At 70.5% G+C, this 22885-nt stretch carries 22 protein-coding genes, 1 rRNA gene and 1 riboswitch; of the genes, 6 read left to right on the top strand and 17 right to left on the bottom strand.

Translation table 11 applies throughout. The annotated features are described in order from the left end of the window. Positions 1–124: 124 nt before the first annotated feature. The 3 genes from ACWGDE_RS17675 to ACWGDE_RS17665 form a co-directional block, all read right to left on the bottom strand. A complete protein-coding gene (locus ACWGDE_RS17675) occupies positions 125–745 on the bottom strand; it encodes a PadR family transcriptional regulator (protein WP_453389895.1) in 621 nt (206 codons plus the stop codon). A 135-nt stretch (positions 746–880) separates the two neighbouring features. Then, a complete protein-coding gene (locus tag ACWGDE_RS17670; RefSeq protein WP_453389894.1) occupies positions 881–1042 on the bottom strand; it encodes a hypothetical protein in 162 nt (53 codons plus the stop codon). A gap of 71 nt (positions 1043–1113) precedes the next feature. Continuing rightward, positions 1114–1989 (bottom strand): hypothetical protein, encoded by an 876-nt coding sequence (locus ACWGDE_RS17665; RefSeq protein WP_453389893.1) that lies wholly within the window; start codon positions 1987–1989, stop codon positions 1114–1116. A gap of 229 nt (positions 1990–2218) precedes the next feature. Here ACWGDE_RS17665 and ACWGDE_RS17660 point away from each other — a divergent pair, with 229 nt between their 5' ends. From ACWGDE_RS17660 to ACWGDE_RS17650, 3 genes are all read left to right on the top strand, one after another. After that, positions 2219–2929 (top strand): hypothetical protein, encoded by a 711-nt coding sequence (locus ACWGDE_RS17660; RefSeq protein ID WP_453389892.1) that lies wholly within the window; start codon positions 2219–2221, stop codon positions 2927–2929. A gap of 9 nt (positions 2930–2938) precedes the next feature. Then, positions 2939–3448: a DUF2199 domain-containing protein gene (locus ACWGDE_RS17655; protein WP_453389891.1), complete on the top strand. Its 510-nt coding sequence runs from the start codon at positions 2939–2941 to the stop codon at positions 3446–3448. 108 nt (positions 3449–3556) lie between these two features. Beyond that, positions 3557–4375, top strand: coding sequence for a PhzF family phenazine biosynthesis protein (locus ACWGDE_RS17650; RefSeq protein ID WP_453389890.1), 819 nt, complete (start codon positions 3557–3559; stop codon positions 4373–4375). 33 nt (positions 4376–4408) lie between these two features. Here ACWGDE_RS17650 and ACWGDE_RS17645 read toward each other — a convergent pair whose 3' ends face one another. Together ACWGDE_RS17645 and ACWGDE_RS17640 are read right to left on the bottom strand one after the other, a co-directional pair. Continuing rightward, positions 4409–5152: a CPBP family intramembrane glutamic endopeptidase gene (locus ACWGDE_RS17645; RefSeq protein ID WP_453389897.1), complete on the bottom strand. Its 744-nt coding sequence runs from the start codon at positions 5150–5152 to the stop codon at positions 4409–4411. A gap of 137 nt (positions 5153–5289) precedes the next feature. Then, entirely contained in the window at positions 5290–6825 is a 1536-nt protein-coding gene (locus ACWGDE_RS17640; RefSeq protein ID WP_453389889.1) for a glutamate-cysteine ligase family protein, read from the bottom strand. A 514-nt stretch (positions 6826–7339) separates the two neighbouring features. Between ACWGDE_RS17640 and ACWGDE_RS17635 the strand changes: the two genes are divergently transcribed. Together ACWGDE_RS17635 and ACWGDE_RS17630 are read left to right on the top strand one after the other, a co-directional pair. Beyond that, on the top strand, positions 7340–7960 hold the full coding sequence (locus ACWGDE_RS17635) for a hypothetical protein (RefSeq protein ID WP_453389888.1): 621 nt from the start codon (positions 7340–7342) through the stop codon (positions 7958–7960). A gap of 269 nt (positions 7961–8229) precedes the next feature. Continuing rightward, positions 8230–8436, top strand: a complete 207-nt coding sequence (locus ACWGDE_RS17630; protein ID WP_453389887.1) for a DUF5999 family protein — start codon at positions 8230–8232, stop codon at positions 8434–8436. Between the two features lie 103 nt (positions 8437–8539). Here the strand turns inward: ACWGDE_RS17630 and gcvP are convergent, their stop codons facing one another. Beyond that, complete coding sequence (gcvP, locus tag ACWGDE_RS17625; RefSeq protein WP_453389886.1) at positions 8540–11425, bottom strand: aminomethyl-transferring glycine dehydrogenase; 2886 nt, start codon at positions 11423–11425, stop codon at positions 8540–8542. 198 nt (positions 11426–11623) lie between these two features. Next, positions 11624–11722: riboswitch (glycine riboswitch) on the bottom strand. Positions 11723–11841: 119 nt separating this feature from the next. Here gcvP and ACWGDE_RS17620 point away from each other — a divergent pair. Continuing rightward, positions 11842–12207, top strand: a complete 366-nt coding sequence (locus tag ACWGDE_RS17620; protein WP_453389885.1) for a PRC-barrel domain-containing protein — start codon at positions 11842–11844, stop codon at positions 12205–12207. A gap of 13 nt (positions 12208–12220) precedes the next feature. On the opposite strand, the gene ACWGDE_RS17615 is transcribed toward ACWGDE_RS17620, so the two are convergent. The 11 genes from ACWGDE_RS17615 to rrf form a co-directional block, all read right to left on the bottom strand. Further along, the gene (locus ACWGDE_RS17615) at positions 12221–13765 is read right to left on the bottom strand and encodes a DNA polymerase IV (RefSeq protein WP_453389884.1); all 1545 of its coding nucleotides are present in this window, start codon (positions 13763–13765) and stop codon (positions 12221–12223) included. Between the two features lie 141 nt (positions 13766–13906). Then, positions 13907–14578, bottom strand: a complete 672-nt coding sequence (locus tag ACWGDE_RS17610; RefSeq protein ID WP_453389883.1) for a MerR family transcriptional regulator — start codon at positions 14576–14578, stop codon at positions 13907–13909. 180 nt (positions 14579–14758) lie between these two features. After that, positions 14759–15232 carry a bifunctional nuclease family protein gene (locus tag ACWGDE_RS17605; protein WP_030009777.1) on the bottom strand — a complete coding sequence of 158 codons (474 nt, stop codon included), beginning with the start codon at positions 15230–15232 and terminating at the stop codon, positions 14759–14761. An 86-nt stretch (positions 15233–15318) separates the two neighbouring features. Further along, complete coding sequence (gene ftsR, locus ACWGDE_RS17600) at positions 15319–16092, bottom strand: transcriptional regulator FtsR (RefSeq protein WP_453389882.1); 774 nt, start codon at positions 16090–16092, stop codon at positions 15319–15321. Between the two features lie 19 nt (positions 16093–16111). Next, the gene (locus ACWGDE_RS17595) at positions 16112–17008 is read right to left on the bottom strand and encodes an FHA domain-containing protein (RefSeq protein WP_453389896.1); all 897 of its coding nucleotides are present in this window, start codon (positions 17006–17008) and stop codon (positions 16112–16114) included. 130 nt (positions 17009–17138) lie between these two features. Further along, positions 17139–17936, bottom strand: a complete 798-nt coding sequence (locus ACWGDE_RS17590; protein WP_453389881.1) for a DUF881 domain-containing protein — start codon at positions 17934–17936, stop codon at positions 17139–17141. A gap of 5 nt (positions 17937–17941) precedes the next feature. Next, a complete protein-coding gene (locus ACWGDE_RS17585; protein ID WP_030158423.1) occupies positions 17942–18274 on the bottom strand; it encodes a small basic family protein in 333 nt (110 codons plus the stop codon). Beyond that, positions 18271–19203 carry a DUF881 domain-containing protein gene (locus ACWGDE_RS17580; RefSeq protein ID WP_453389880.1) on the bottom strand — a complete coding sequence of 311 codons (933 nt, stop codon included), beginning with the start codon at positions 19201–19203 and terminating at the stop codon, positions 18271–18273. Before ACWGDE_RS17580 ends, ACWGDE_RS17585 begins: the two co-directional genes overlap by 4 nt. A 113-nt stretch (positions 19204–19316) precedes the next feature. Continuing rightward, the gene (locus ACWGDE_RS17575) at positions 19317–21812 is read right to left on the bottom strand and encodes a sugar phosphate nucleotidyltransferase (protein ID WP_453389879.1); all 2496 of its coding nucleotides are present in this window, start codon (positions 21810–21812) and stop codon (positions 19317–19319) included. A gap of 99 nt (positions 21813–21911) precedes the next feature. Further along, positions 21912–22502 (bottom strand): CDP-alcohol phosphatidyltransferase family protein, encoded by a 591-nt coding sequence (locus ACWGDE_RS17570; RefSeq protein WP_453389878.1) that lies wholly within the window; start codon positions 22500–22502, stop codon positions 21912–21914. A gap of 128 nt (positions 22503–22630) precedes the next feature. Next, positions 22631–22748, bottom strand: a 5S ribosomal RNA gene (gene rrf, locus ACWGDE_RS17565). Between the last annotated feature and the right edge of the window lie 137 nt (positions 22749–22885).

The raw sequence follows: 22885 nt of genomic DNA, 5'->3' as shown, positions 1-22885 counted from the left end.
GCCCGCCACGCTCGCCGGCCTGGGCGCGTGCCCCCGCACTCGGCCGACCGTCCGCCCGCGCCGCCCGCGAGACAGCCGGCGGGGACCGCGGCTTCGGTGCGGGAGTCCTCCCGCCGGCCCGGGCTCAGTGCTCGTCGGCCAGGATCAGGTAGAGCTTCTTGCGCGCGTCGTTGATGACCACGAGGGCCTTCTCCCGCTGCGCGGGGGTGCCGGTCTTGAAGACCTGGCCGAAGGCTTCCATCAGACCGAAACCGGCCGTCCGGACCTCGTTCATCGCCTCGAAGTCGAACCCGCGCCCGGCTTCCGCCCAGGGGGCGTCCGGGCCGGACTCGGCCTCGGCACGACCGGCGTCGGTGAGCGTGAACAGCTTCTTGCCGCCCTCGCTCTCACTGGTGATGAGCCCCTCGTCCTCGAGCATCTGCAGGGTCGGGTAGACCGACCCCGGGCTGGGCTTCCAGGCCCCGCCGCTGCGCTCGCCGATCTCCTGGATCATCTCGTAGCCGTGCATCGGCCGGTCGGCGAGCAGCGCCAGGATGGAGGCGCGCACATCACCCCGCCGGGCCCGGCCGCGCGGTCCGCCGCGCCCGCCCCGCCCGCCGAAGGGCCCGCCACCGAAGGGCGGCCCGAACGGTCCGAAGGCGGCGCGCCGCCCCTTGAACTCCTCCCGACGGTCCGGCCCGCAGTGGCCGTGCCCCCGTCCGTGATCGTGATCGTGGTCGTGTCCGTGCTGTCCGTGTGAACGCATGACTGCGCTCCTTTCCTCATTCGGTGATCTCGTCGTCACTGTTGCGATGCATCCACTATCGCTGACCCATCGCGATGCGTCAACGATATATCGGAAACAACTTCACCGAACAGCCTTCCGTCGTCGAGGTGGAATTCACGCACTGCCTTCGGCCGGGCCGGCGTGGACGGCGGCAAGGGCCAGGGCGAGCCGTACGGCCGGCGGGGTCGCCACGTCGACGGCGGCACGGACCCCGTCGCCGAGCCGCTGCGGACTCGCGGAGGGGATCTTCGGGTCGGCTGCGACGGGTTTCGTCACCACGCGGGCGATGCCGTCCGCCCGCTCATGGAGTGCGGTCTGCGAGCCAGGTCAGGACCGGCCCGACCGAGTCAGCGGGAATCCGTCGTGTCGTCCTCGGACGGGCCGGGGGCCGCCGTGCTGTCAGCAGCCTGGCGGGCGGCTCGTTCCGCGCGGAGTTCTTCGGCGACCTCGTAGGCCCGGCCCGGGTCGTAGACGGTGACCGAAGTGCCAGGGCTGTACATCGCGGCGGCCCTGGGCGTGTACCCGTAGGTTTCGACGCCCCGCCGGGCGGCTATGCCGTCGACCTCGCCGACGGACACCCCCCACAGCTCGGCGATGTGGGACGCGGTCCACCACTCGTCCGGACGCAGGAAGTCGCGCTTGACCTCCGTCTGACGCTCCACCGCCACCTGGAACCGGCCGAGTTGCTCGGTCAACCAGTCGGTCAGCGCCTGTGCGTCGACCCGAGCGAGCGGTGCGGACGTCGCCGGTTCGCACTTCACCGTCTCGCTGCGGGTATGCAGGACCACCTCGATCGACTTTCGCTGTCCCAGACTGAGTCGCTCGATGACGACGACGCGCCGCAGATCGGCCATCTCCATGGTCGATGAACGCAGAAAACGGGCGATCACGACCTGGGCCGGAGATCCCAGGGGGCGGAGCTCGATCCACCGCACCGACATGGTGACCGTGAAGTACACCCCCGCCACGGTGAGCACGGTCACTGCGAGGACCGTGAGCACCAGCAGGACCCAGAAACCGCCCCAGACGAGTGAGCTCCCCGTGATCGCGGCGACCCCCAGGGCGGGCAGCAGAAGTGGGGCTACGACCACCGGCGGGACCAGGACGCTCGCGCCCAGCCCGGCAGCCAGCTCGCGGACCCGGCTGGGCACGACCAGCAGCCGCCATCCCGCTGTCAGGGGTACCACAACGTCCGCCAGCGGGCTGGGCTGTTGAGTCGCCATGTCTCAAAGGTAGGACCTTGCACTGGAGTTCGTAAGGCCACAGTGAGCCGTACCTCCTCGAGAACGGGAACCGTAGGTGACAGTGCATCAGCCGGCCGCGTGGCGCCGGCCTGCCCGGGGATCTGCCCTCGACCTGCGGCGGCCACCGTTCGACGGGACAACAGCGGAGTGGTCAAGGTTCGGTGGGACTGACCGATCTTCGGTGAGACGGGACAGGTACGGTGCGGGCATGATCGAGGACCTTCCTCCCGATGTCGGTATGCCCGGCGAGATGCTGCTCGCCGGCTACTTCGTCGCGGTGCCCGAGCGGAGTGCACGCGAGGGCCATCTGCCCGCTGCAGAGCGGCTGACCACGGCGTCCGACTGCCTGATCGACTGGCTTCCGGAGGACGGCTGCTGGTTCGGCACGCCGCAGGAGGCACTCGCGGCCTGCCTGCCCGTCCAGGTGCCGGCGGACGCCCGCCTGTACGCCCTGCTGGTGCCGGCCGACCATGTCGGCGGCTTCGTCGCCGACATCCTCACGGCCCGGACCGACGAGCCCGTGCTCCTCGCCCACCTCAACGGCCGGACAACCGTCGGGACCGCCCCGGAGGTGGCCGAGGGCGGGCACGGGCTCGGCTGGGACGTACTCGGCTACGACCACGGCCTGCTCCACACCTGGCTCTGCAACGGCCTGTACCGGGACGGCAAGCTCGACCTCGGAGTGGATGCCAACGAACGCGGTCTGCTGCCCGACCTGCAGTCCGCCGCACGGGTCGCCGCCTGGGCCAACGCGCGTGACGACACCAAGCCCGTCACCTGGTTCCCCGGCGCCCTGATCGAGTGGGACACCCCGATCGAGGGCGGCCCCGTCACCGCCGGGACCCCGGAGCCCCCCGCGCCCCCGCGGCCCTGGTGGCACCGGATCCTCCCGCGCACGGCGCCAGTTGCGGGCCACTAGGCTCGCGCCATGTCCAACGACCCCGGTTTCACGTGTTCATGCTGCGGCGCCCACCACGCGGAGCTCCCCATGAGCTACTCCAGCCCCGCTCCCGATGCCTGGGATCCCGCCTTCGAGAACGACGCCGACAGCATGCTGTCGGACGACCAGTGCGTCATCAGGGGCCAGCACTTCTTCGTCAAAGGGCTGATCGAGATACCCGTGATCGGTAGCCAGGACGTCTTTTCCTGGGGCGTCTGGGTCTCCCTGAGCAGGGAGAACTTCGCCCGCGCCCTCGACGTGTGGAACACCGAGGGGCGCGAGAGGGAGAGGCCGTACTTCGGCTGGCTCAGCACCGAGCTCGCGCTCTACTCCGAGGGCACCACCGACCTGAAGACCAACGCCCACACCCGGCCGGTCGGCAGGCGCCCCTCCATCGAGCTCGAGCCCACGGACCACCCCCTCGCCGTGGAGCAGCGCTCCGGGATCACGCGCGAGCGCGTGCGCGAGATCGCCATGGCCGTCCTCCATCCGGCCTGACCGGTCCCGCACCGGTCCACCGCGGCGCGTCCGAGCCGCCCCCGAGCAGGCCAGTCATCCCGGATTGGCCTTTGCGGCGGCTTCCGCCGCCTCCCTACGGTCGAGGTCATGCGCATCAGAATCGTGGACGCCTTCACCGACCGACCCTTCTCCGGCAACCCCGCCGGAGTCCTGCTCCTCGACGGCGGCTTCCCCCCGGACGCCTGGCTCCAGCAGGTCGCCGCGGAGGTCAACCTCTCCGAGACCGCCTTCGCCCACCCCCTGCCGCCGGGCGGGGACGCCGACTGGGCGCTGCGCTGGTTCACGCCGACCGGCGAGGTCGACATGTGCGGCCACGCCACCCTCGCCACCGCGCACGTCCTGGCCACCGGCGGCCTCGCGAGCGGACTGATCCGCTTCACCGCGCGCTGCGGCATCCTCACGGCCGAGGCCGCGCCGGACGGGACGATCACCATGGACTTCCCGACGTCCTCCCTGACGGAGGTCGAGCCCGTCGCCGAGGTCCAGCGCGCCCTGGGCGCCGGGGTCAAGTCGGTCCACGACACCTCGGCCCACATCGGCGACCTCGTCGTGGAGCTGGCGGACGAGCGGACGGTACGCGAGCTCACGCCCGACCTGCCCGCCCTGCGCGGCTACGGCCGCCGCGGGATCATCGTCACCGCCGCCGCCGAGGACCCCTCCCGCGGCTACGACTTCGTCTCCCGCGGCTTCTTCCCGGCCCTCGGCATCGACGAGGACCCGGTCACGGGCAGCGCCCACACCGCCCTGGCCCCCTTCTGGGCCGCGCGCCTGGGCCGCACCGAGCTCGTCGGCCTCCAGGGCGGAGCCCGCACCGGGCTGGTCGCGGTCCGGCTCGCGGGCGACCGTACGCTGCTGACGGGCAACGCGGTCACCGTCATCGACGGCGAACTGCTCACCGCGCCCTGAGCGTGCGGGGCCGAAGGGGGACGCGACGGCGGGCTACGGGGTGGGCAGCCAGCCCACCTTGCCCGCCAGCAGCGCGTACCCGCCGAAGGCCACGATGTCGAGCAGCGCGTGCGCGACGACGAGCGGACCGACCCGGCCCCAGCGCCGGTAGGCGAGGACGAAGACGACGCCCATCACCACGTTGCCGATGAACCCGCCGATGCCCTGGTAGAGGTGGTACGAGCCGCGCAGCACGGAGCTGGCCACCAGCGCGGCCATCGGCGACCACCCCAGCTGCCCCAGCCTGCGCAGCAGGTAGGCCAGCACGATGACCTCCTCCACCACAGCGTTCTGCACGGCGGAGAGGATCAGCACGGGGAACTTCCACCACACGTCGGGCAGCGCCTCCGGCACCACCGTCAGGTTGAAGCCGGTCGCCCGCGCCGCGAGGTAGAAGGCCAGGCCGGCGCTCCCGATGCAGGCCGCGACGAGCGCGCCGCGGCCCAGGTCCCACCAGGGGCGGGTGCGGTCGAAGCCGAGCACCCGCAGCCCCGGCGCTCCCTCGCGGGTCAGCAGGTGCGCGACGAGCAGTACGGGGACGAGCGCGGTCGCGATGCCGAACAGCTGCCAGGCCAGGTCCAGCCAGGGCCGGCCGGGCGCGTACGAGCCGTTGAGCGTGGCGGCCTGGTCCTTGAGCCCGCCCGGCTTGGTCAGCGAGCCGATGAAGCTGATCAGCGCGGATACCCCGCTCGCGCCCAGGGACAGGGCGAGCACGAGGAGGGTCTCGGAGCGCAGCATGCCGCGCCCGTCCCGGTCCTCGCCGAGCTCCCCGACCACCGGTTCCGGCTCCGTCCGCACGCCCGCTCCCGTCCGCCAACCACTGCGATCACCCCATACTGCCTCGTCGGCGGGGGAACGGGCGCACCGGGCGGGGATCAGTCGCCGACCGCCGTCGCGGCACTCACCTCCGTCTCCACGAGGCCGACCGGCCAGGTGTGCACGGGCTCGCCCTTGTGCATCAGCTCGCTGTAGCGCCGCGTGGTCGCCGCGAGCGCCGCGTCCCGCTCCATTCCGGCCGCCAGCGCCCGGTGGTACGTCTCCACCTGCCAGGTCGCCCCGTTCGCCCGGCGCCGGCAGCGCTCCTCGATGATCCCGAGGTAGTGGTCCCGGTCGGCGGGCTCTATCCCCCACGCGTCCAGCCCGGCCGCGGCCATCGGCAGCAGTTCGTCCAGCACCAGCCGCACCGCCGGCACGCTCGCCAGCCCCCCGCCCCGGCCCCGGCGCGGCCAGCGCAGCCTGGCTTCGATGCCGTAGCGGCAGGCCGCGTCGAAGTTGGCCTCCGCCTCCGCGAAGGGCAGCCTGCTCCACACCGGGCGCTGCTCGTCCGCGAGGGTCCGTACGAGCCCGTAATAGAAGGCCGCGTTGGCGACGACGTCGGCCACGGTGGGGCCGGCGGGCAGCACCCGGTTCTCCACGCGCAGGTGCGGCACCCCGTCGGCGACCCCGTACACGGGCCGGTTCCACCGGTAGACGGTGCCGTTGTGCAGCACCAGCTCCTGCAGGCTCGGCACTCCTCCCTCGGCGAGCACCCGCAGCGGCTCCTCCTCGTCGCAGATCGGCAGCAGGGCCGGGAAGTAGCGGACGTTCTCGGCGAAGAGCTCGTACGCCGAGTCCACCCACCGCTCGCCGAACCAGGTGCGCGGCCGCACCCCCTGCGCCTGGAGCTCGGGCGGCCGGGTGTCGGTGGCCTGCTGGAAGAGCGGCGGCCGCGACTCCCGCCACAGCTCCCGCCCGAACAGGAACGGCGAGTTGGCGCCGACGGCTATCTGTACGGCGGCCACCGCCTGCGCCGCGTTCCACACGTCCGCGAACCGGGCCGGGGTCACCTGCAGGTGCAGTTGTACTGAGGTGCACGCGGCCTCCGGCACGATCGACCCGGAGGTCCAGGTCAGCCGCTCGACGCCCTCGATGTCGAGCACGAAGTCCTCGCCGCGCATCATCAGGATCTGCTCGTTGAGCAGCGAGTAGCGGTCGACCGCCGAGAGGTTGGCGGTGACCAGGTCCGCGCGGGAGATCGTCGGCAGGATACCGATCATCACCACCCCGGCGTCGATCTCCGCGGCCTGCCGGTGGGCATAGCCGAGTCCCGCGCTCAGTTCCTCGGCGAGCTGGTCGAATACCCGGCCGCCGAGCCGGTGCGGGAGTACGTTCACCTCCAGGTTGAACATTCCGAGTTCCGTTTGGAAATCAGGGCTCGCAATGCGTTCGAGCACCTGGGCATTCACCATTCTCGGCAAACCGTCGGAACCCGCGAGATTCAGCTCGATCTCCAGCCCCATCATGTTCTTGGGCCGATCGAACCTCTTCTCCGCCAGAAGCCGCTCCAGTCCCTCCAGGCACTCGTGAAGCTTCCTCCGGTACCTTTGCCGATCGGACAGGTCGAATCCGCCCGCCACGACCTTCTCCCCCATCGAAGCGTCCCTCCTCGAGTGGGCCTGGCCGGCGTGGAAAGATCCGTCACCCCAGGCGCGCGTTACGGTCGATGATGCCCCGGCCGCGTGATCGATAACGCCGGAGGGGCGTGTCTGGCGAGGAGCGTGCGCCGGTTTGGCCGACGGGCGCTTTGGCACATTCACCTGGCAACCGGCCGTACGCAATTACCGCGTCGACTTTGCCGGCTTCGGATAACCGATGCTTTCCAGCCGAGCCCCCGTCCGGTAACCTCCGAGGTCAGCGCGGCACGTTTGCGCGCACCCGGCATGAATGCCATGTCAGAGGGACCGGTAAGCGTCTTGCCGGCAATAGGCGGGACAGCTACCCGAAACACTGCGTGAACACATGTCGTATAAACTCCGCAAACGAGGCAGAGAGTTGGCGCGCGGCCATTGCCCCTCAGCCCCCCTCTGGCCCCAGAATGCGACAGCGTCGTCCGCACCCGCACCCCGCCCCCGTTCCACCGGTCTCCCAAGTGAGAGGCGACCCACCATGCCGCTGCATGTCCCTCCGGCTCCCGCGCCCGCCCTGCGCAGCGTCCTCGCGGCCCTCGGTTCTCCCAGCGCCGTCAACGAGGCGCACACTCCGGCCCTGCGCGCCCTCCAGGGTCCGATGACAGCCGAACTGCCGCTGCCCGTCCACGTCCTGGACAGGCTGAACATCGCCGGCCTGACCTCCGGCGGCAGGCCGCCGCGCACGCGGCTGACCGGCTGGCGGTTCTTGATCCGCAGCGGGGACCGCTACGTGGCCGCGGCCGATACCCGGCTCACCCCGGACGGCTGGACCTTCTCCCACTTCTTCGAGGGCCCGTACGTCGCCGCCACCGAACGCGCGCTGCGCCAGGCCGAGTCCCTCGGCAAGAACTACCAGCCCCGGCTGCTGTCCGTACCGGAGCTGTACATGCTGACGCTGTGGCTGCACGGATCGGTCGGGGCCGACGCGTCCGCCGGGCTGCCGGCCGCCGCCGACCTGCTCGTCCCGCTGGCACCCGCCCCACCCGGAATCGCCGCCTACCGGCCGCACCCGGTGTCCGAACTGCTGCCCGTGATGACCCACCGGCTCACGCCCTCGGCGCCCCCGATCCCGCCTTCGATGGCCGCCCCGGCCGCCTGAACGGGCCCCGTGGCCGAAACTGCCCATTCGGCCTAGCCCACTCGGGCCCCCTGCGAACCATCCGAAATGACAGGGGAGTTGACCTGAACCGCCCGCACGAGTGATGCGTCATCAATCTATGAGGACAGCTGCCGGGAAATCCCTGCGGACACCGTGCCGTGGGGGAACACTGGGACCCTGACCGAGCCAAGTCGTCGATACGGGGGGCGGCCATGAACAACGCATCGAGCCGCAGCACACAGACCACACCGCAGCGAAAGAACGCATCCATGTGCCAGCACAAGCCAGCATGCCCGTCCGCCGACTCCGCCGACCGGGAGGCCGCGCACCCCGTGGCCGTGCACCCGGAACAGGGCTGGAGCCTGCTGTGCAATGGCGTCCTGCTCTTCGAGGACACCGGTGAGCTGCTGCCGGACGGCCAGATCATCGCTCCGCACCGCCCGCTCGCGACGACGCAGGTGATGAAGGCGGCCTGACCCGTCGTCCGGATCCCGCCCATGTCCGACATGAAAGGGGCCGGCCCAGGAGGAGAACCTCCCGGACCGGCCCCTTCGTCATGTCACGTGGACGGACGACGGATCAGTTGTCGTACTCGTCCAGCGGCGGGCAGGAACACACCAGGTTCCGGTCGCCGAAGGCACCGTCGATGCGGCGCACCGGCGGCCAGTACTTCTCCGCGGCCGACACACCGCCCGGGAAGACGGCCTCGTCGCGGGAGTACGGGTGGTTCCACTCGCCGCCCAGCGCCGCCGCCGTGTGCGGGGAGTTGGCCAGCGGGTTGTCGTCGACCGGCCATTCGCCGCCCGCGACCCGCTCGATCTCGGCGCGGATGGCGATCATCGCGTCGCAGAAGCGGTCGATCTCGGCGAGGTCCTCGGACTCCGTCGGCTCGATCATCAGGGTGCCGGCGACCGGGAAGGACATGGTCGGCGCGTGGAACCCGTAGTCGATCAGACGCTTGGCGATGTCGTCGATGCTGACGCCCGTGGCCTTCGACAGCGGGCGCATGTCGATGATGCACTCGTGCGCGACCAGGTTGCCCGGGCCCGTGTAGAGCACCGGGTAGTGCGGCTCGAGGCGCTTGGCGATGTAGTTCGCGCCGAGCACCGCCACCTGGGTCGCGCGCTTGAGGCCCTCGCCGCCCATCAGGCGCACGTACGACCAGGAGATCGGCAGGATGCCGGCCGAACCCCACGGCGCGGCCGAGATCGGGCCGACGCCCGTCTCGGGACCGGCGGTCGGCTGCAGCGGGTGGTTGGGCAGGTACGGGGCCAGGTGCGCCCGGACACCGACCGGGCCGACGCCCGGGCCGCCGCCGCCGTGCGGGATGCAGAAGGTCTTGTGCAGGTTCAGGTGCGAGACGTCGCCGCCGAAGTGACCCGGCTTGGCCAGGCCCACCAGGGCGTTGAGGTTGGCGCCGTCCACGTAGACCTGGCCGCCGGCGTCGTGCACCTGGGCGCAGATGTCGGCGACGTGCTCCTCGAACACACCGTGCGTGGAGGGGTAGGTGATCATCAGCACGGCGAGCTCGTCGCGGTACTGCTCGATCTTGGCGCGCAGGTCGTCCGCGTCCACCTCGCCGTCGTCGGCGGTCTTGACGACGACGACCTTCATGCCGGCCATCACGGCGCTGGCGGCGTTGGTGCCGTGCGCGGAGGACGGGATGAGGCAGACGGTGCGCTGCTCGTCGCCGTTCGCCCGGTGGTAGGCGCGCACGGCCAGCAGGCCGGCGAGCTCACCCTGGGAGCCGGCGTTCGGCTGGATGGAGACCTTGTCGTAGCCGGTGACCTCGCAGAGACGTTCCTCCAGCTCGGTGATGAGCGTGAGGTACCCCTCGGCCTGCTCGACCGGGGCGAACGGGTGCAGCTGGCCGAACTCGGGCCAGGTGACCGACTCCATCTCGGTGGTCGCGTTGAGCTTCATGGTGCAGGAGCCCAGCGGGATCATGCCGCGGTCCAGCGCGTAGTCCTTGTCCGAGAGCTTGCGCAGGTAGCGCAGCATCGCGGTCTCGGAACGGTGCTGGTGGAAGACCGGGTGCGTCAGGTACGCGTCCGAGCGCAGCAGGCCCTCGGGCAGCGCCTCGGCGGTGGTCCCGTCCAGCGCCTCGATGTCCGCGGTGACGCCGAAGGCGCCCCAGACGGCCTCGATGTCGGCACGCAGGGTCGTCTCGTCGCAGGCGATGGAGACGAGGTCGGCGTCGACCTGGAAGAGGTTGACTCCACCCTCGCGGGCGGCGGCCACGACCTCGGCGGCCCGGCCGGGAACCCGGACGGTGAGGGTGTCGAAGTACGAGCCGTGCACGACCTCGACCCCGCCGGCCGTCAGGCCCGCGGCCAGCAGGCTGGCGTAGCGGTGGGTGCGGCGGGCGATCGTCCGCAGGCCGTCCGGGCCGTGGTAGACGGCGTACATGCCGGCCATGACGGCGAGGAGCACCTGCGCGGTGCAGATGTTGCTGGTGGCCTTCTCGCGGCGGATGTGCTGCTCACGGGTCTGCAGCGCCAGGCGGTAGGCCTTGTTGCCGTCCGCGTCCACGGAGACGCCGACGAGGCGGCCGGGCAGCGAGCGGGCGTGCTTGGCCTGGACGGCCATGTAGCCGGCGTGCGGTCCGCCGAAGCCCATCGGGACGCCGAAGCGCTGGGTGGTGCCGACCGCGATGTCCGCGCCCAGCTCGCCCGGCGAGGTCAGCAGGGTCAGGGCGAGCAGGTCGGCGGAGACGGCGACGATGGCGCCGAGCTCGTGGGCCTGGTCGATGACCGGCTTGATGTCGCGCACGGCACCGGAGGCGCCCGGGTACTGGACCAGGACGCCGTAGACGCCGCGCTCGGCGATCTCGGCCGGGATGCCCTCGGACAGGTCGGCGACGACGATCTCGATGCCGATCGGCTCGGCGCGGGTCTCGATCACGGCGATGGTCTGCGGCAGCGCGTCGGCATCCACCAGGAAGACGTTGCCCTTGGCCTTGCCCACGCGGCGGGCCAGGGTCATGGCCTCGGCGGCCGCGGTGCCCTCGTCGAGCAGGGAGGCACCGGAGGTCGGCAGGCCGGTCAGCTCGGCGACGACGGTCTGGAAGTTCAGCAGGGCCTCGAGGCGGCCCTGGGAGATCTCCGGCTGGTACGGCGTGTACGCCGTGTACCAGGCCGGGTTCTCCATGACGTTGCGCAGGATCACCGGCGGCGTGAAGGTGCCGTAGTAACCCAGGCCGATCATGGAGGAGAGGACCTGGTTGCGGTCGGCGAGCTCGCGCAGCTCGGCGAGCACCTCGGCCTCGGTCCGCGCCTCGGGCAGGTTCAGCGCGGCAGTGGTCTTGATCACATCCGGTACCGCGGCGGCGGTGAGTTCGTCCAGGGAGCCGTAGCCCACCTGGGCGAGCATCTTCGCCTGCGCCTCGGCATCCGGGCCGATGTGGCGCTGCTCGAAGGGGATGCCTCGCTCCAGCTGGGAGAGCGGAATGCGGTTGGCGGTCATGTACGGAGGCCTCCTGGTCGTACGACCTGCGAGGGGTGCCTCGGCGCGGGCACCCGGACGGCCTCCCCCTCTGTCATCACAACCTGAGAGTTTCACCGGGCCGCTCGAGGATCGCTCGCGAGGACCGGCTTTCACCGTCGGTGAGGAGGGGAACCGGCACTGCGCGCCCGGTACCCGCCCCTGCTTTCCAGAGTGGCCTCACCACGTGCGGTACGTATGCCTGAGAGATTCCGGGGAGGATTTGCTCCTTCGGCGCCTCCGTCGAACTCACTCGGAGGACTCTCCCGCACAGGGTCAACAGCCGTAACCCAGCCTACCAGCGAGGATCCGACCACCTCCCTCGAGTGGCCCCCTCTCCAGAAATGCACTTTTGTAGTCATTACGGAGGAGTTGCGACCAAATGGAGGGACCGGACCGTGCAGACCGACATCGATCCGCGCAGCCTGATCGGCCGCAAGGCGTTCGACCGCAATGGAACCAAGATCGGCACCGTCGACGAGGTCTACCTCGACGATGCCACGGGCGTCCCCGAATGGGCCGCCGTACGGACCGGCCTCTTCAGCCGGGACGCCTTCGTCCCCCTGGAGCCCAGCGAGATGGTGGGCGACACGCTGCACGTGCCCTTCGAACGCTCCCTCATCAAGGACGCCCCCGACTTCGGCGTCGGCCGCCACCTCTCCCCCGAACAGGAGCTGCAGCTGTACCACCACTACGGCCTCGACGTGACCCTCCCCAGCGAGTTCACCCGCGACTTCGGCCGCCTGGCGGGCGACGAGGGCTGAGACGGCCGGGGGCCTACGGATCCTGCCGGGCAGCCGGGTCCTGCCGGGCCGCGGCGCCGTCCGCGGCCCCCGCGCTCCGGTCCCCCACCAGCGGCAGCGGATCGGACGGCTCCAGCTCGGGGTCGTCCACCAGGAACGTCCGCACCCGGCCCGGCTCCGATCCCGGCTCCTCGAACCGTACGGTCACCCGCCCGACCCCGCTGCCCTGGACCCACCCGGGGCCGTGCACCGCGTGCCGTACATCGCTCCCGGCCGCCCACCGCCGCTCGGGCACGGCCTCGGAGGGCTCCGCGGCACTCGGTGCGTCCGCACCGGGTCGAGCGTCCGCGGGCGCACTGCCGGCCCCGCCCGCGATCGAAGCGCGGGACTCCGGGGCGGAGCGGGCGGGGGACATCTCGCCCTCCCCTTGGCTTCCACCGGACCGGGCCGCCACCCCGGCCGGCGCGGCCGAACCGGCATCCTCCTCCACGGCCCCGTCCGCCCCGGCCTGCGCGAAGGCGAAGAGGTCCTCCTGCGTGTAGTCCGCCAGCCCCGTCACGCCCACGCCCAGCAGCCGCACCCCGCCCGTGGTGTCCACCGCCTCGAGCAGCCGCGCGGCCGCCTCCCGCACCACCGCCGGATCGTCCGTCGGCCCCCGCAGGGTCTCGGAGCGGGTGAGCGTGGAGAAGTCGTAGCGCCGGACCTTGAGCACGATCGTCCGCCCCGAGTGCCCCGAGGCCCGCAGCCGCTCCACGCACCGGTCCGCGAGCCGCTGCACCTCGCCCCGGATCCGGACCCGGTCGTGCAGGTCCACGTCGAAGGTGTCCTCGACCGACACCGACTTCGCGTCGCGCTCGGCGACCACCGGCCGGTCGTCCAGCCCCAGAGCCATCCGGTAGAGCCCGACCCCGTGCGAGCGCCCGACCATCCGGACCAGTTCGTCCTCGCCGGCCGCGGCCAGCTCCCCCACCGTGGTGATCCCGGCCCGCCGCAGGTGCTCCCCGGTGGCCGGCCCCACCCCGGGCAGGGTCCGTACGGACATCGGCGCGAGGTGCTCCCGCTCCGTACCGACCTCGATCAGCAGCAGTCCGGCCGGCTTGGCCTCCTCGGAGGCCACCTTGGCCAGCATCTTGGACCCGGCCAGCCCGACCGATCCGCTGAGCCCCGTCGCGGCCGTGATGTCGGCCCGCAGCCGCTCCCCCACGGCCCGCGCCGTCCGCGCGTCGAAGGCGACCCCGCCCGCTTCGAGGTCCACGAACGCCTCGTCGAGACTGAGCGGCTCCACGAGCGGGGAGAGCTCCCGCAGGAGTGCCATGACGGTGTCGCTGACCGCCCGGTACAGGCTGAAGCGCGGGATCAGACACGCGCCGTTCGGGCAGAGCCGGCGCGCCTGGGCCATCGGCATCGCCGAGTGCACCCCGAAGCGCCTGGCCTCGTACGAGGCGGTGGCGACGACCCCGCGCGGTCCCAGCCCGCCGACGATGACCGCCTTGCCCCGCAGGCTCGGCTTCGAGGCCTGCTCCACGGAGGCGTAGAAGGCGTCCATGTCCAGATGCAGGATGGTCGGCGCGGCTCTCACAGCCCCGATGCTCCCCCATGCCACTGACAATCGCCCCGAAGCCCCCACCCGGGGCGCCACCGGCCTCCACCGGGCCCGCCCGGGGCACCGGCGGGATTCCGTCCCGCCGGCCCACGCGAGGGGCTCCAGTGACCGCTGGGGCTAGACCGCCCGGTTGCGCCGGGCCGCCAGCTCGTCGGACGGGTTGTGCCCGACCACCGTCTCGCCCGTGTCCACGCGCTCCCCGTGCAGCTGGGACAGCGCGTTCTCGACGTCGCGCCAGACCACGCCCACCGCGATCCCGAAGACTCCCTGACCGCCCTGGAGCAGGCTCACGACCTGGTCCGGGGAGGTGCACTCGTACACGGTCGCGCCGTCGCTCATCAGCGTCATGCGCTCGAGGTCCGAGAAGCCCCGGTCGCGCAGGTGCTGCACGGCGGTGCGGATGTTCTGCAGCGCCACCCCGGTGTCCAGGAAGCGCTTGACGATCTTGAGGACGACCACGTCCCGGAAGCTGTAGAGACGCTGCGTCCCCGACCCGTACGCGGGCCGCACGCTCGGCTCCACCAGCCCGGTCCGCGCCCAGTAGTCGAGCTGCCGGTAGGTGATGCCCGCCGCGGCGCACGCCGTCGGCCCCCGGTATCCGACCTGCTCGGGAGCGGACTCACCGCCCACGCCGCCCTGGGACCCCACCGGTCCCATCGAACCGACCGGCGCGGGCTCCTGCTGACGGCGCGCGGAGCTCACCGCACCCGCACCACCGTGCAGCGGGTACGGCCCACCGTCACTCCGTGCGGGGATGCCCCCGGTCGTACCGTCGCCCGTGACTCTCACGCCGACCCTCCGTCCTTGACCTGCCATCTCGAAGGTAGGCAGTCACCAGGGGTGCGTCAACGATCGCCACACTCGGCACGCCGAGTGATAATCACCCTGAGAGTGGTTTCCCGTGCCCCATTGCGGGGAAAGGCTACTCGAATGGGCTGAAATATCCCGGAGGCCGAGGCGACCCGCGCCTCACTGCGGGCCCGTACCGAAGTCCTCGGGCGAGATCTGGTCGAGGAACTCGCGGAACTTCTCCACCTCGTCCTCCTGCTCGTCCGGGATCGCGATGCCGGCGTCGTCGAGGACGCCGTCGCTGCCGTAGATCGGCGTCCCGGTCCGCAGGGCGAGCGCTATGGCGTCGGACGGCCGCGCGCTCACCTCGACTCCACTGGCGAAGACGAGCTCCGCGTAGAAGACGCCCTCCCGCAGATCCGTGATCCGGACCTCGGTGAGCTCCTCGCCGATCGCCTCCAGCACGTCCTTGAACAGGTCGTGCGTCAGCGGCCGGGCAGGGGCCATGCCCTGCTGCGCGAAGGCAATGGCGGTCGCCTCCCCTGGTCCGATCCAGATGGGGAGGTACCGATCGCCTCCCACTTCACGCAGGAGCACGATCGGTTGGTTCGAGGGCATTTCCACCCGGACACCCACAACGTCGAGCTCGTTCACACAGCAACCCTAGGACCTGCCCGGCCGGTTTGGGTAGTCGGGCTCCCCCCGGGCTGTCCGGGAGTCCCCCCTGTGACCCCCTCGGGTCAGTCCAGCCGCACCCCGAGGGCCGTCTGTACGAGGGCCTCGTGCAGGCGTACGGAGAGCCCCGCGAGCTCCTTCATCGTGGCCTCCGCATGCGCCCTGGTCTGGGGATTGCGGTGCCGGCGCAGCGGTGCGACGACCTGCTCGATCAGACCGGCCTCCCGGTCGGCGGCGGCCTTCATCGCCCGCAGGTGGCGCGGCTCCAGACCGAATCGCCCGAGATCGGCCACCAGACGGGCCACGGTGACGGCTTCCGCGTCGTATCCGCCGCCCGGCGCCTCCGCGAGGAGCCCGTACGACTCCCACTCGACGAGCTGCACCTCGTCCACCTCGGCGGCGGCGATCAGCTCGGCCCGGCCCACCCTGGCCACGGTCGGCCGCTCCCGGCCCACCTCTCCGTAGATCGCGACGGGGCTCGCGGGATCGACGGACTCCCCGTGCGCCGCGGGCGCCGGAATGCGGATCTGCTCGCCCCGGGCGAGCGCGTCGAGCTGCTCGCGGATGACCTTCAACGGAAGGTAGTGGTCCCGCTGGAGCCGCAGGATGCGGGCGAGGCGCTCGACGTCGTCGGTGCTGAACTTGCGGTATCCGGAAGGTGTGCGCCGGGGCTCGACGAGCCCCTCCGCCTCCAGGAAACGGATCTTCGAGATCGTGACTTCGGGGAACTCGTCGCGGAGCATCGTGAGCACCGTTCCGATGCTCACCAGCCGCCCGCCCGAGGCGGCGGTGCCGGCGGTGCCGTTTTTTGCGGCACCGCCTGCCGGGATACGCAGCATGGGACCTTCCCTTGAAGGGTCAGTGCCCCCGCAGGCTCGCGTAGAAGACCAGCCGGTACTTGCCGATCTGCACTTCGTCGCCGTTGTGGAGGGAGACGGAGTCGATCGGTTCACGGTTCACGTACGTGCCGTTGAGGCTGCCGACATCGGCGACGGTGAAGCCGCCGTCGTGGCTCCGGCGGAACTCGACATGGCGCCGGGAGACGGTGACGTCGTCCAGGAAGATGTCGCTCTGCGGGTGCCGGCCGGCCGTCGTCAGCTCGCCGTCCAAGAGGAAGCGGCTGCCGGAGTTCGGGCCGCGCCGCACGATGAGCAGAGCGGAACCCGGAGGCAGCGCCTCCACCGCGGCCTGGGCCTCGGGGGACAGCGAGGACGACACGTGCGTCTGTCCCGACACCTCGGCCTCGTAGGCCTCCAGGCCCGAGATCGAGATGGTGGACGTGGTCTCCGAGGCACGCTCCGGCGTCAGACCCGCCCGCAGCGGCGCCCCGCAGTTGGAGCAGAATCGGCTCGCCGCGTCGCTGCGGTGCCCACACCTGCTGCAAATCTGCTCGGCCGACATGGACGGCTCCTCGCGCCGCGGCTGCCCCGCGGAGGCATTGGTGGCGTACGGGTCGGGCGCAAACCCTCCACCCGTACTTGAGGTTGATGGTTCACCGAAACCTATGCGTCCGGTACCGGCAGGGTCAACAGCCGACGCGCCCTGTGCGCCCGAAATATCCCCCGTACCCCCGACCTCGTCCCGGAAGAGCGGCCGGTCGCCCTGCCCTTCCACGTCGCCGTGCCCCGCGCGGTGCCTGGCCGCACCACTTTCCTCGCGGTTCTTCTTGCCGAACAACTTCTCAAACAACTTCACGGGCGATTCCCCTTGACCGAAACAGACCCGCCCGTGGGGCAGGACGAACTCCGAATGCAACACCTGCCGACCCGGACATACTTCACAACGTCCGTAACCATCAGACAGTTTCCACCACGCACCGCGACTTCGGTGCGCCGACCCCCCGCAGGCATCCGCCCGCGTGAGCCGGTCTGCTCCTCGTCCCGCCTCACGACGATGACGACCGAGCGTAGTCAGGCTGCTTCGCAGCCCGCAAGGCATCCACGACGATCTTCGCCGGTCGTGTGATGGTGGCGACCGCCTGCTCCTTCTCCAACGACTGGACGACGCCGCCGGGAATGTTGAGCGCCGGCTCCAGGTCCTGCGGCTTGCCGATCACCTTGAACTCGTAAGGCTGTGTGATCTTCTTACCGTCGATCGCGACCCCGCTCCCCTCGTCCGAGAAGTACGAGCCCGCCACCACACGCACACCGTTGATCTGGATCGCCTCGGCCCCGGCCGCGCGCAGCTCCTGGAGCGTGTCCAGCAGCTTGTCCGACTGCACCTGACCCTTGGGATCCGAGATCTTCAGCAAGATCCCCGGACCCTGAGCCGCCACCGTACCGGCCAGGATCCCGAGTTGGCGTTCCTTTTCGACGGTCTGCTTCCGGGCCTCCTCGGCCTGGTTGGAGCTGCTCTCCAGCTCCCTGCGCTGCTCCTCGAGCTTCTGCTTCTCGTCCTCGAGCCGCTTGGTCCGCCCGTCCAGCTCGTCGAGGATCCGTACGAGGTCCTCCTGACGGGCGCCGCGCAGCGCACTGGAGTCGCTGTTCGACCGCACCTGGATGGCCAGGCCGAGCCCCAGGACGAACAGCAGCACCGCGACGATCAGTTGGGCCCGGCTCACCCGCGGCGGCCACAACCCGGCCGCGAGCCGCTGTCGGCCCGTCTGCTCGGGCTCCGGCCGCTCCGGCTGTTCCAGGGGCTCCGAGTGCCTCGGCTCCTCGGGCGGGGTGTCGTTCGTACGCATCGGCCTCACGCCCGGAACACGTGCCGGCGGATGGCCGCGGCGTTGGAGAAGATGCGGATGCCCAGGACGACGACCACACCGGTGGAGAGCTGCGAGCCGACGCCCAGCTTGTCGCCGAGGAAGACGATCAGCGCGGCCACGACCACGTTCGACAGGAACGACACCACGAAGACCTTGTCCACGAAGATGCCGTCCAGCATCGCGCGCAGGCCTCCGAACACCGCGTCCAGCGCCGCCACCACGGCGATCGGCAGATAAGGCTCCACCACGGCCGGCACTTCGGGCCGGACCAGAAGTCCGACCACCACTCCGGCCACGAGGCCCAGTACCGCGATCACGATGCACCCTTCTGCTGCTCTGCTGCTGTAGCCGTACGTACGGTCAGGCTCGACGCGGCCGGAAGCCGCACCTCGGCCTCGGCCGACAAGGTGTAACGGATGCCGTAGCTCTCCTGCAGCACGTGCAGGTACTGGCCGTCCGCGGAGTCCTGGAACGCCGTCCCGAGACGCTTCTTGTCGCCGATCGCCAGCACTTCGTACGGCGGCACCAGCGGCCTGTTGTCGACCAGTATCGCGTCACCGGCGGCCCGGATCGCCGAGAGCGACGTCAGCCGCTGCCCGTTGATCGAGATCGCCTCCGCCCCGGACTGCCACAGCCCGTTGACGATCTTCTGCATATCGCGGTCGCGGAGCCGCCCGGTGTCCGCGAAACCGGTGTTCTCGCGCGGCTTCGTGCCGTTGCCCGAGGACGAGCCCTTCGCGTCGTCCACGGTGAGCTTGATCCCGGGCCCGCGCACTTCGGTGGCCCCGGACAGCAGCGCCACGAGCTGGCCCTGGTCGCCGCCGTGCTGCTTGAGCGCCTCGCGCTGACGGCCGGCGACGGCGTCCCGCAGCCGCTCGATGTCCCCCTCCAGGCCGTCGGCGCGCGCGTCGGCCCGCTCGACCCGGTCGATCAGTTCCTGGCGCTCCTTGGCCAGCACCGGCGCGGCCACCCTCGCCTGCGCCGCGCCGAGCGTGACGACCATGGCGGCGAGCACGAGCCCCGCGGCCAGACCCAGCTTGGCCTTGAGGGTGCGCGGCAGACCCGCCGTACCCTCCGATTCGCGCCGGGCCGAGGCCTCGGCGTAACCCTCGTCGAGGCTGTGGTCCATCACGTGCGTCAGCAGCGACATGGATGCGTCCGGCCGCGCGGGCCGGGGGTTCCCGGGTACGCCCTCCGGGGGAGGTGACGAACTCCGGTTGTGGGGCGGCTGCGACATGCCGCACATCGTCGCATGTCGCCGCCGCACACACCGAATGCGCCCGACCGGCGGACCGGGAGGGACGTTCGGCCCCCACCGGCCCACCGGACTCGTGGACCTACGTCATCACCTGCCGGGACTCAGTGCCCGGCGCCGTCCACCACCGCGGCCCAGTCGTCCAGCAGTGCCTGCGCGGACGCGTCGTCGGGCCCTTCCGCCCACAGGTGGGTGACCGCCTCCGCCGGATCCGGCAGCACCAGCGCCCACCGTCCGTCGGCCTCGACGACCCGTACCCCGTCGGTGGTGTCCACCTGCCGTTCCCCGGCCGCCTCCACGACCCGCCGCATGACGAGCCCCTTCACCGCCCACGGGGTCGGCACGTCCCGCTTGAGCACGTGCGCCCGCGGGATCCGGGCGTCGATCTGGCTCAGCGTGAGCTGCGTCCGCGCCACCAGCCCGATCAGCTGGACGAAGGCCGCCGATCCGTCGAAGACGCTGCTGAACTCCGGGACGATGAAACCGCCCCGGCCGTCGCCGCCGAAGATGGTGTTCTCCGCCCGGCCCACCCGGGTCAGGTCGTCGGGCGAGGTCGTCGTCCACTCCACCTGAGTGCCGTGGTACGCCGCCACCTGCTCCGCGATCCGGGTGGTGGTCACCGTCAGCGCCACCTTGCCGCTGCGCTTCTCGGCCGCCACCAGATCGAGCATCACCAGCAGCGCCCGGTCGTCCTCGATGATCCGCCCGCGCTCGTCCACCAGGGAGATCCGCTCCCCCACCGGGTCGAACCGGACTCCGAACGCGGCCCGCGAGGACGCCACGATCTCACCGAGCCGCACCAGCCCGGCCCGCCGGGATTCCGCGGTCTCCGTCGGCCGGGACTCGTCCAGCCCCGGATTGACGGTGAGGGCGTCCACCCCGAGCCGGCCCAGCAGGCTGGGCAGCACGAGCCCCGCGCTGCCGTTGGAGGCGTCCACGACCACTTTGAGGCCCGAATCCGCGACCCCGGTGGTGTCCACCCTGCGCAGCAGTGAACCCGTATAGGCGTCGAAGACGCTGCCCGGGAACTGCAGGTCGCCGATCTCGCCGGGGAACGCCCTGCGGTACTCCTGCCGCGCGTACACCCGGTCGAGCTTGCGCTGCTGCTGGAGGGAGAGGTCCGCCCCGCGCTCGTCGAGGAACATGATGTCCACCGAGTCCGGCACGCCCGGCGAGGTCCGGAGCACTATCCCGCCGGCGCTGCCGCGCGCCGTCTGCTGCCGCGCCACCGGCAGCGGTACGTTCTCCAGGTCCCGTACGTTGATGGCGCTGGCCTGCAGGGCCGAGATCACGGCCCGCTTGAGCGCTCGCGCGCCCCTGGAGTGGTCGCGGGCCGTGGTGACCGTAGCGCCCTTCTTCAGGGTCGTCGCATAGGCGCCCGCCAGCCGCACCACCAGTTCGGGGGTGATCTCCACGTTCAGGATCCCGGTGACGCCGCGCGCGCCGAACAGGTGCGCCTGCCCCCGGGACTCCCAGATCACCGACGTGTTGACGAAGGCGCCGGCCTCGATCGTCTTGAAGGGGTAGACCCGCACGTTCCCCTGAATGATCGATTCTTCACCGACGAGGCACTCGTCGCCGATGACGGCGCCGTCCTCGATCCTGGCGGCCCGCATGATGTCGGTGTTCTTGCCGATGACACAGCCCCGAAGGTTGCTGTGCGGCCCGATGTACACGTTGTCGTGCACCACGGCCTTGTGCAGGAACGCACCGCTCTTCACGACGACGTTCGATCCGACGACCGTGTGCTCGCGGATCTCCACCCCGGCTTCGACCTTGGCGTAGTCCCCGATGTACAGCGGCCCGCGCAGGACCGCTTCGGGGCTCACCTCGGCCCCTTCGGCGATCCACACCCCGGGCGAGATCTCGAAGCCGTCCATCTCGACCTGGACCTTGCCCTCGAGCACGTCGGCCTGGGCCTTGACGTAGCTCTCGTGCGTGCCGACGTCCTCCCAGTAGCCCTCGGCCACATAGCCGTAGATCGGCCGGCCTTCCTTCATCAGCTGCGGGAAGACGTCACCGGACCAGTCCACGGAGACGTCCGGGTCCACGTAGTCGAAGATCTCCGGTTCCATGACGTAGATACCGGTGTTGATCGTGTCCGAGAACACCTGGCCCCAGGTCGGCTTCTCCAGGAAGCGCTCGACCTTGCCCTCCTCGTCCACGATCGTGATGCCGAATTCCAGCGGGTTCGGCACACGGGTGAGGCAGACGGTGACGAGCCCGCCCTTCGCCTTGTGGAAGCGGATGAGGTCGGTCAGGTCGAAGTCGGTGAGCGCGTCGCCGGAGATGACGAGGAAGGTGTCGTCCTTCAAGGCCTCCTCGGCGTTCTTCACGCTGCCGGCGGTACCGAGTGGCTTCTCCTCATTGGCATAGGTGAGCTCCATCCCGAGCTCCTCGCCGTCACCGAAGTAGTTCCTGACGAGCGATGCCAGGAATTGCACGGTGACCACGGTCTCGCTGAGCCCATGGCGCTTGAGGAGCCTGAGCACGTGCTCCATGATCGGCCGGTTCGCCACCGGCAGGAGCGGCTTGGGCATGCTCGAGGTCATTGGGCGGAGACGAGTGCCTTCGCCACCGGCCATCACGACGGCCTTCATGTCGGGAGAGTCCTCCTTGAGAGACGACGTAATCGCCGATCCCACTCGTCCCGACGGTGGCCGGGCGAGTCCTCCGCGTCTGCCAGGCGCCGAGCGAGCTCAATCGGCCGTGGCGTCCGCCTTCACGAGCCGACGGACCTGCACCACGTAAAGGATTCCTGCCCACCAATAGAGGGTTGTACCCCATCCGGCGAAGGCCCATCCCAAAACTGACCCCGTCCAGGCCAACCAACCCGTCCCGTCGCTCACCAGCAGCAAGGGGAACGCGTACATCAGGTTGAAGGTCGCGGCCTTGCCGAGGAAGTTCACCTGCGGCGGCGGATAGCCGTGACGGCGCAGGATCCAGACCATGACCAGCAGCATCAGCTCGCGCGCGAGCAGCGCCGCGGTGAGCCAGATCGGCAGAATCCCCCGGTACGTGAGACCGAACAGGGTCGACAGGATGTAGAGCCGGTCCGCGGCGGGATCGAGCAGCCGGCCGAGGCTGCTGATCTGATTCCAGCGGCGCGCGAGCTTCCCGTCGAGGTAGTCGCTGATCCCGCTGAGCATGAGGACGGCAAGCGCCCAGCCGTCATGCTCCGCCAGGATCAGCCACAGGAACAGCGGCACGCCTGCGAGCCGCGCCATGCTCAGGATGTTCGGAATGGTGAAAATTCGGTCAGTCTGAACCCGAGTCTCCTGGACCTCCACCCGGGGGCCTCCACTGTGACTGTAGAAATGGTCGAACGATGCCCCCTGACCCTACAGGAGGCGGCAGACCTGCCCGTAAACGCAGAAAAGCCCCGCACCATAAGGTGCGGGGCTTTCCCACAATGATTGTTCGGCGGCGTCCTACTCTCCCACAGGGTCCCCCCTGCAGTACCATCGGCGCTGAAAGGCTTAGCTTCCGGGTTCGGAATGTAAACCGGGCGTTTCCCTAACGCTATGACCACCGAAACACTATGAAGTTAACCAACCGGATATGGACACAGTTCGTTACTTCAGAACTAACACAGTGGACGCGAGCAACTGAGGACAAGCCCTCGGCCTATTAGTACCAGTCAGCTCCACCCGTTACCGGGCTTCCACATCTG

It is taken from the genome of Streptomyces sp. NPDC054956 (genome assembly GCF_053609185.1).
Note: the sequence above shows the minus strand (reverse complement) of the source record. Positions and strands in the feature narration are given on the sequence as shown.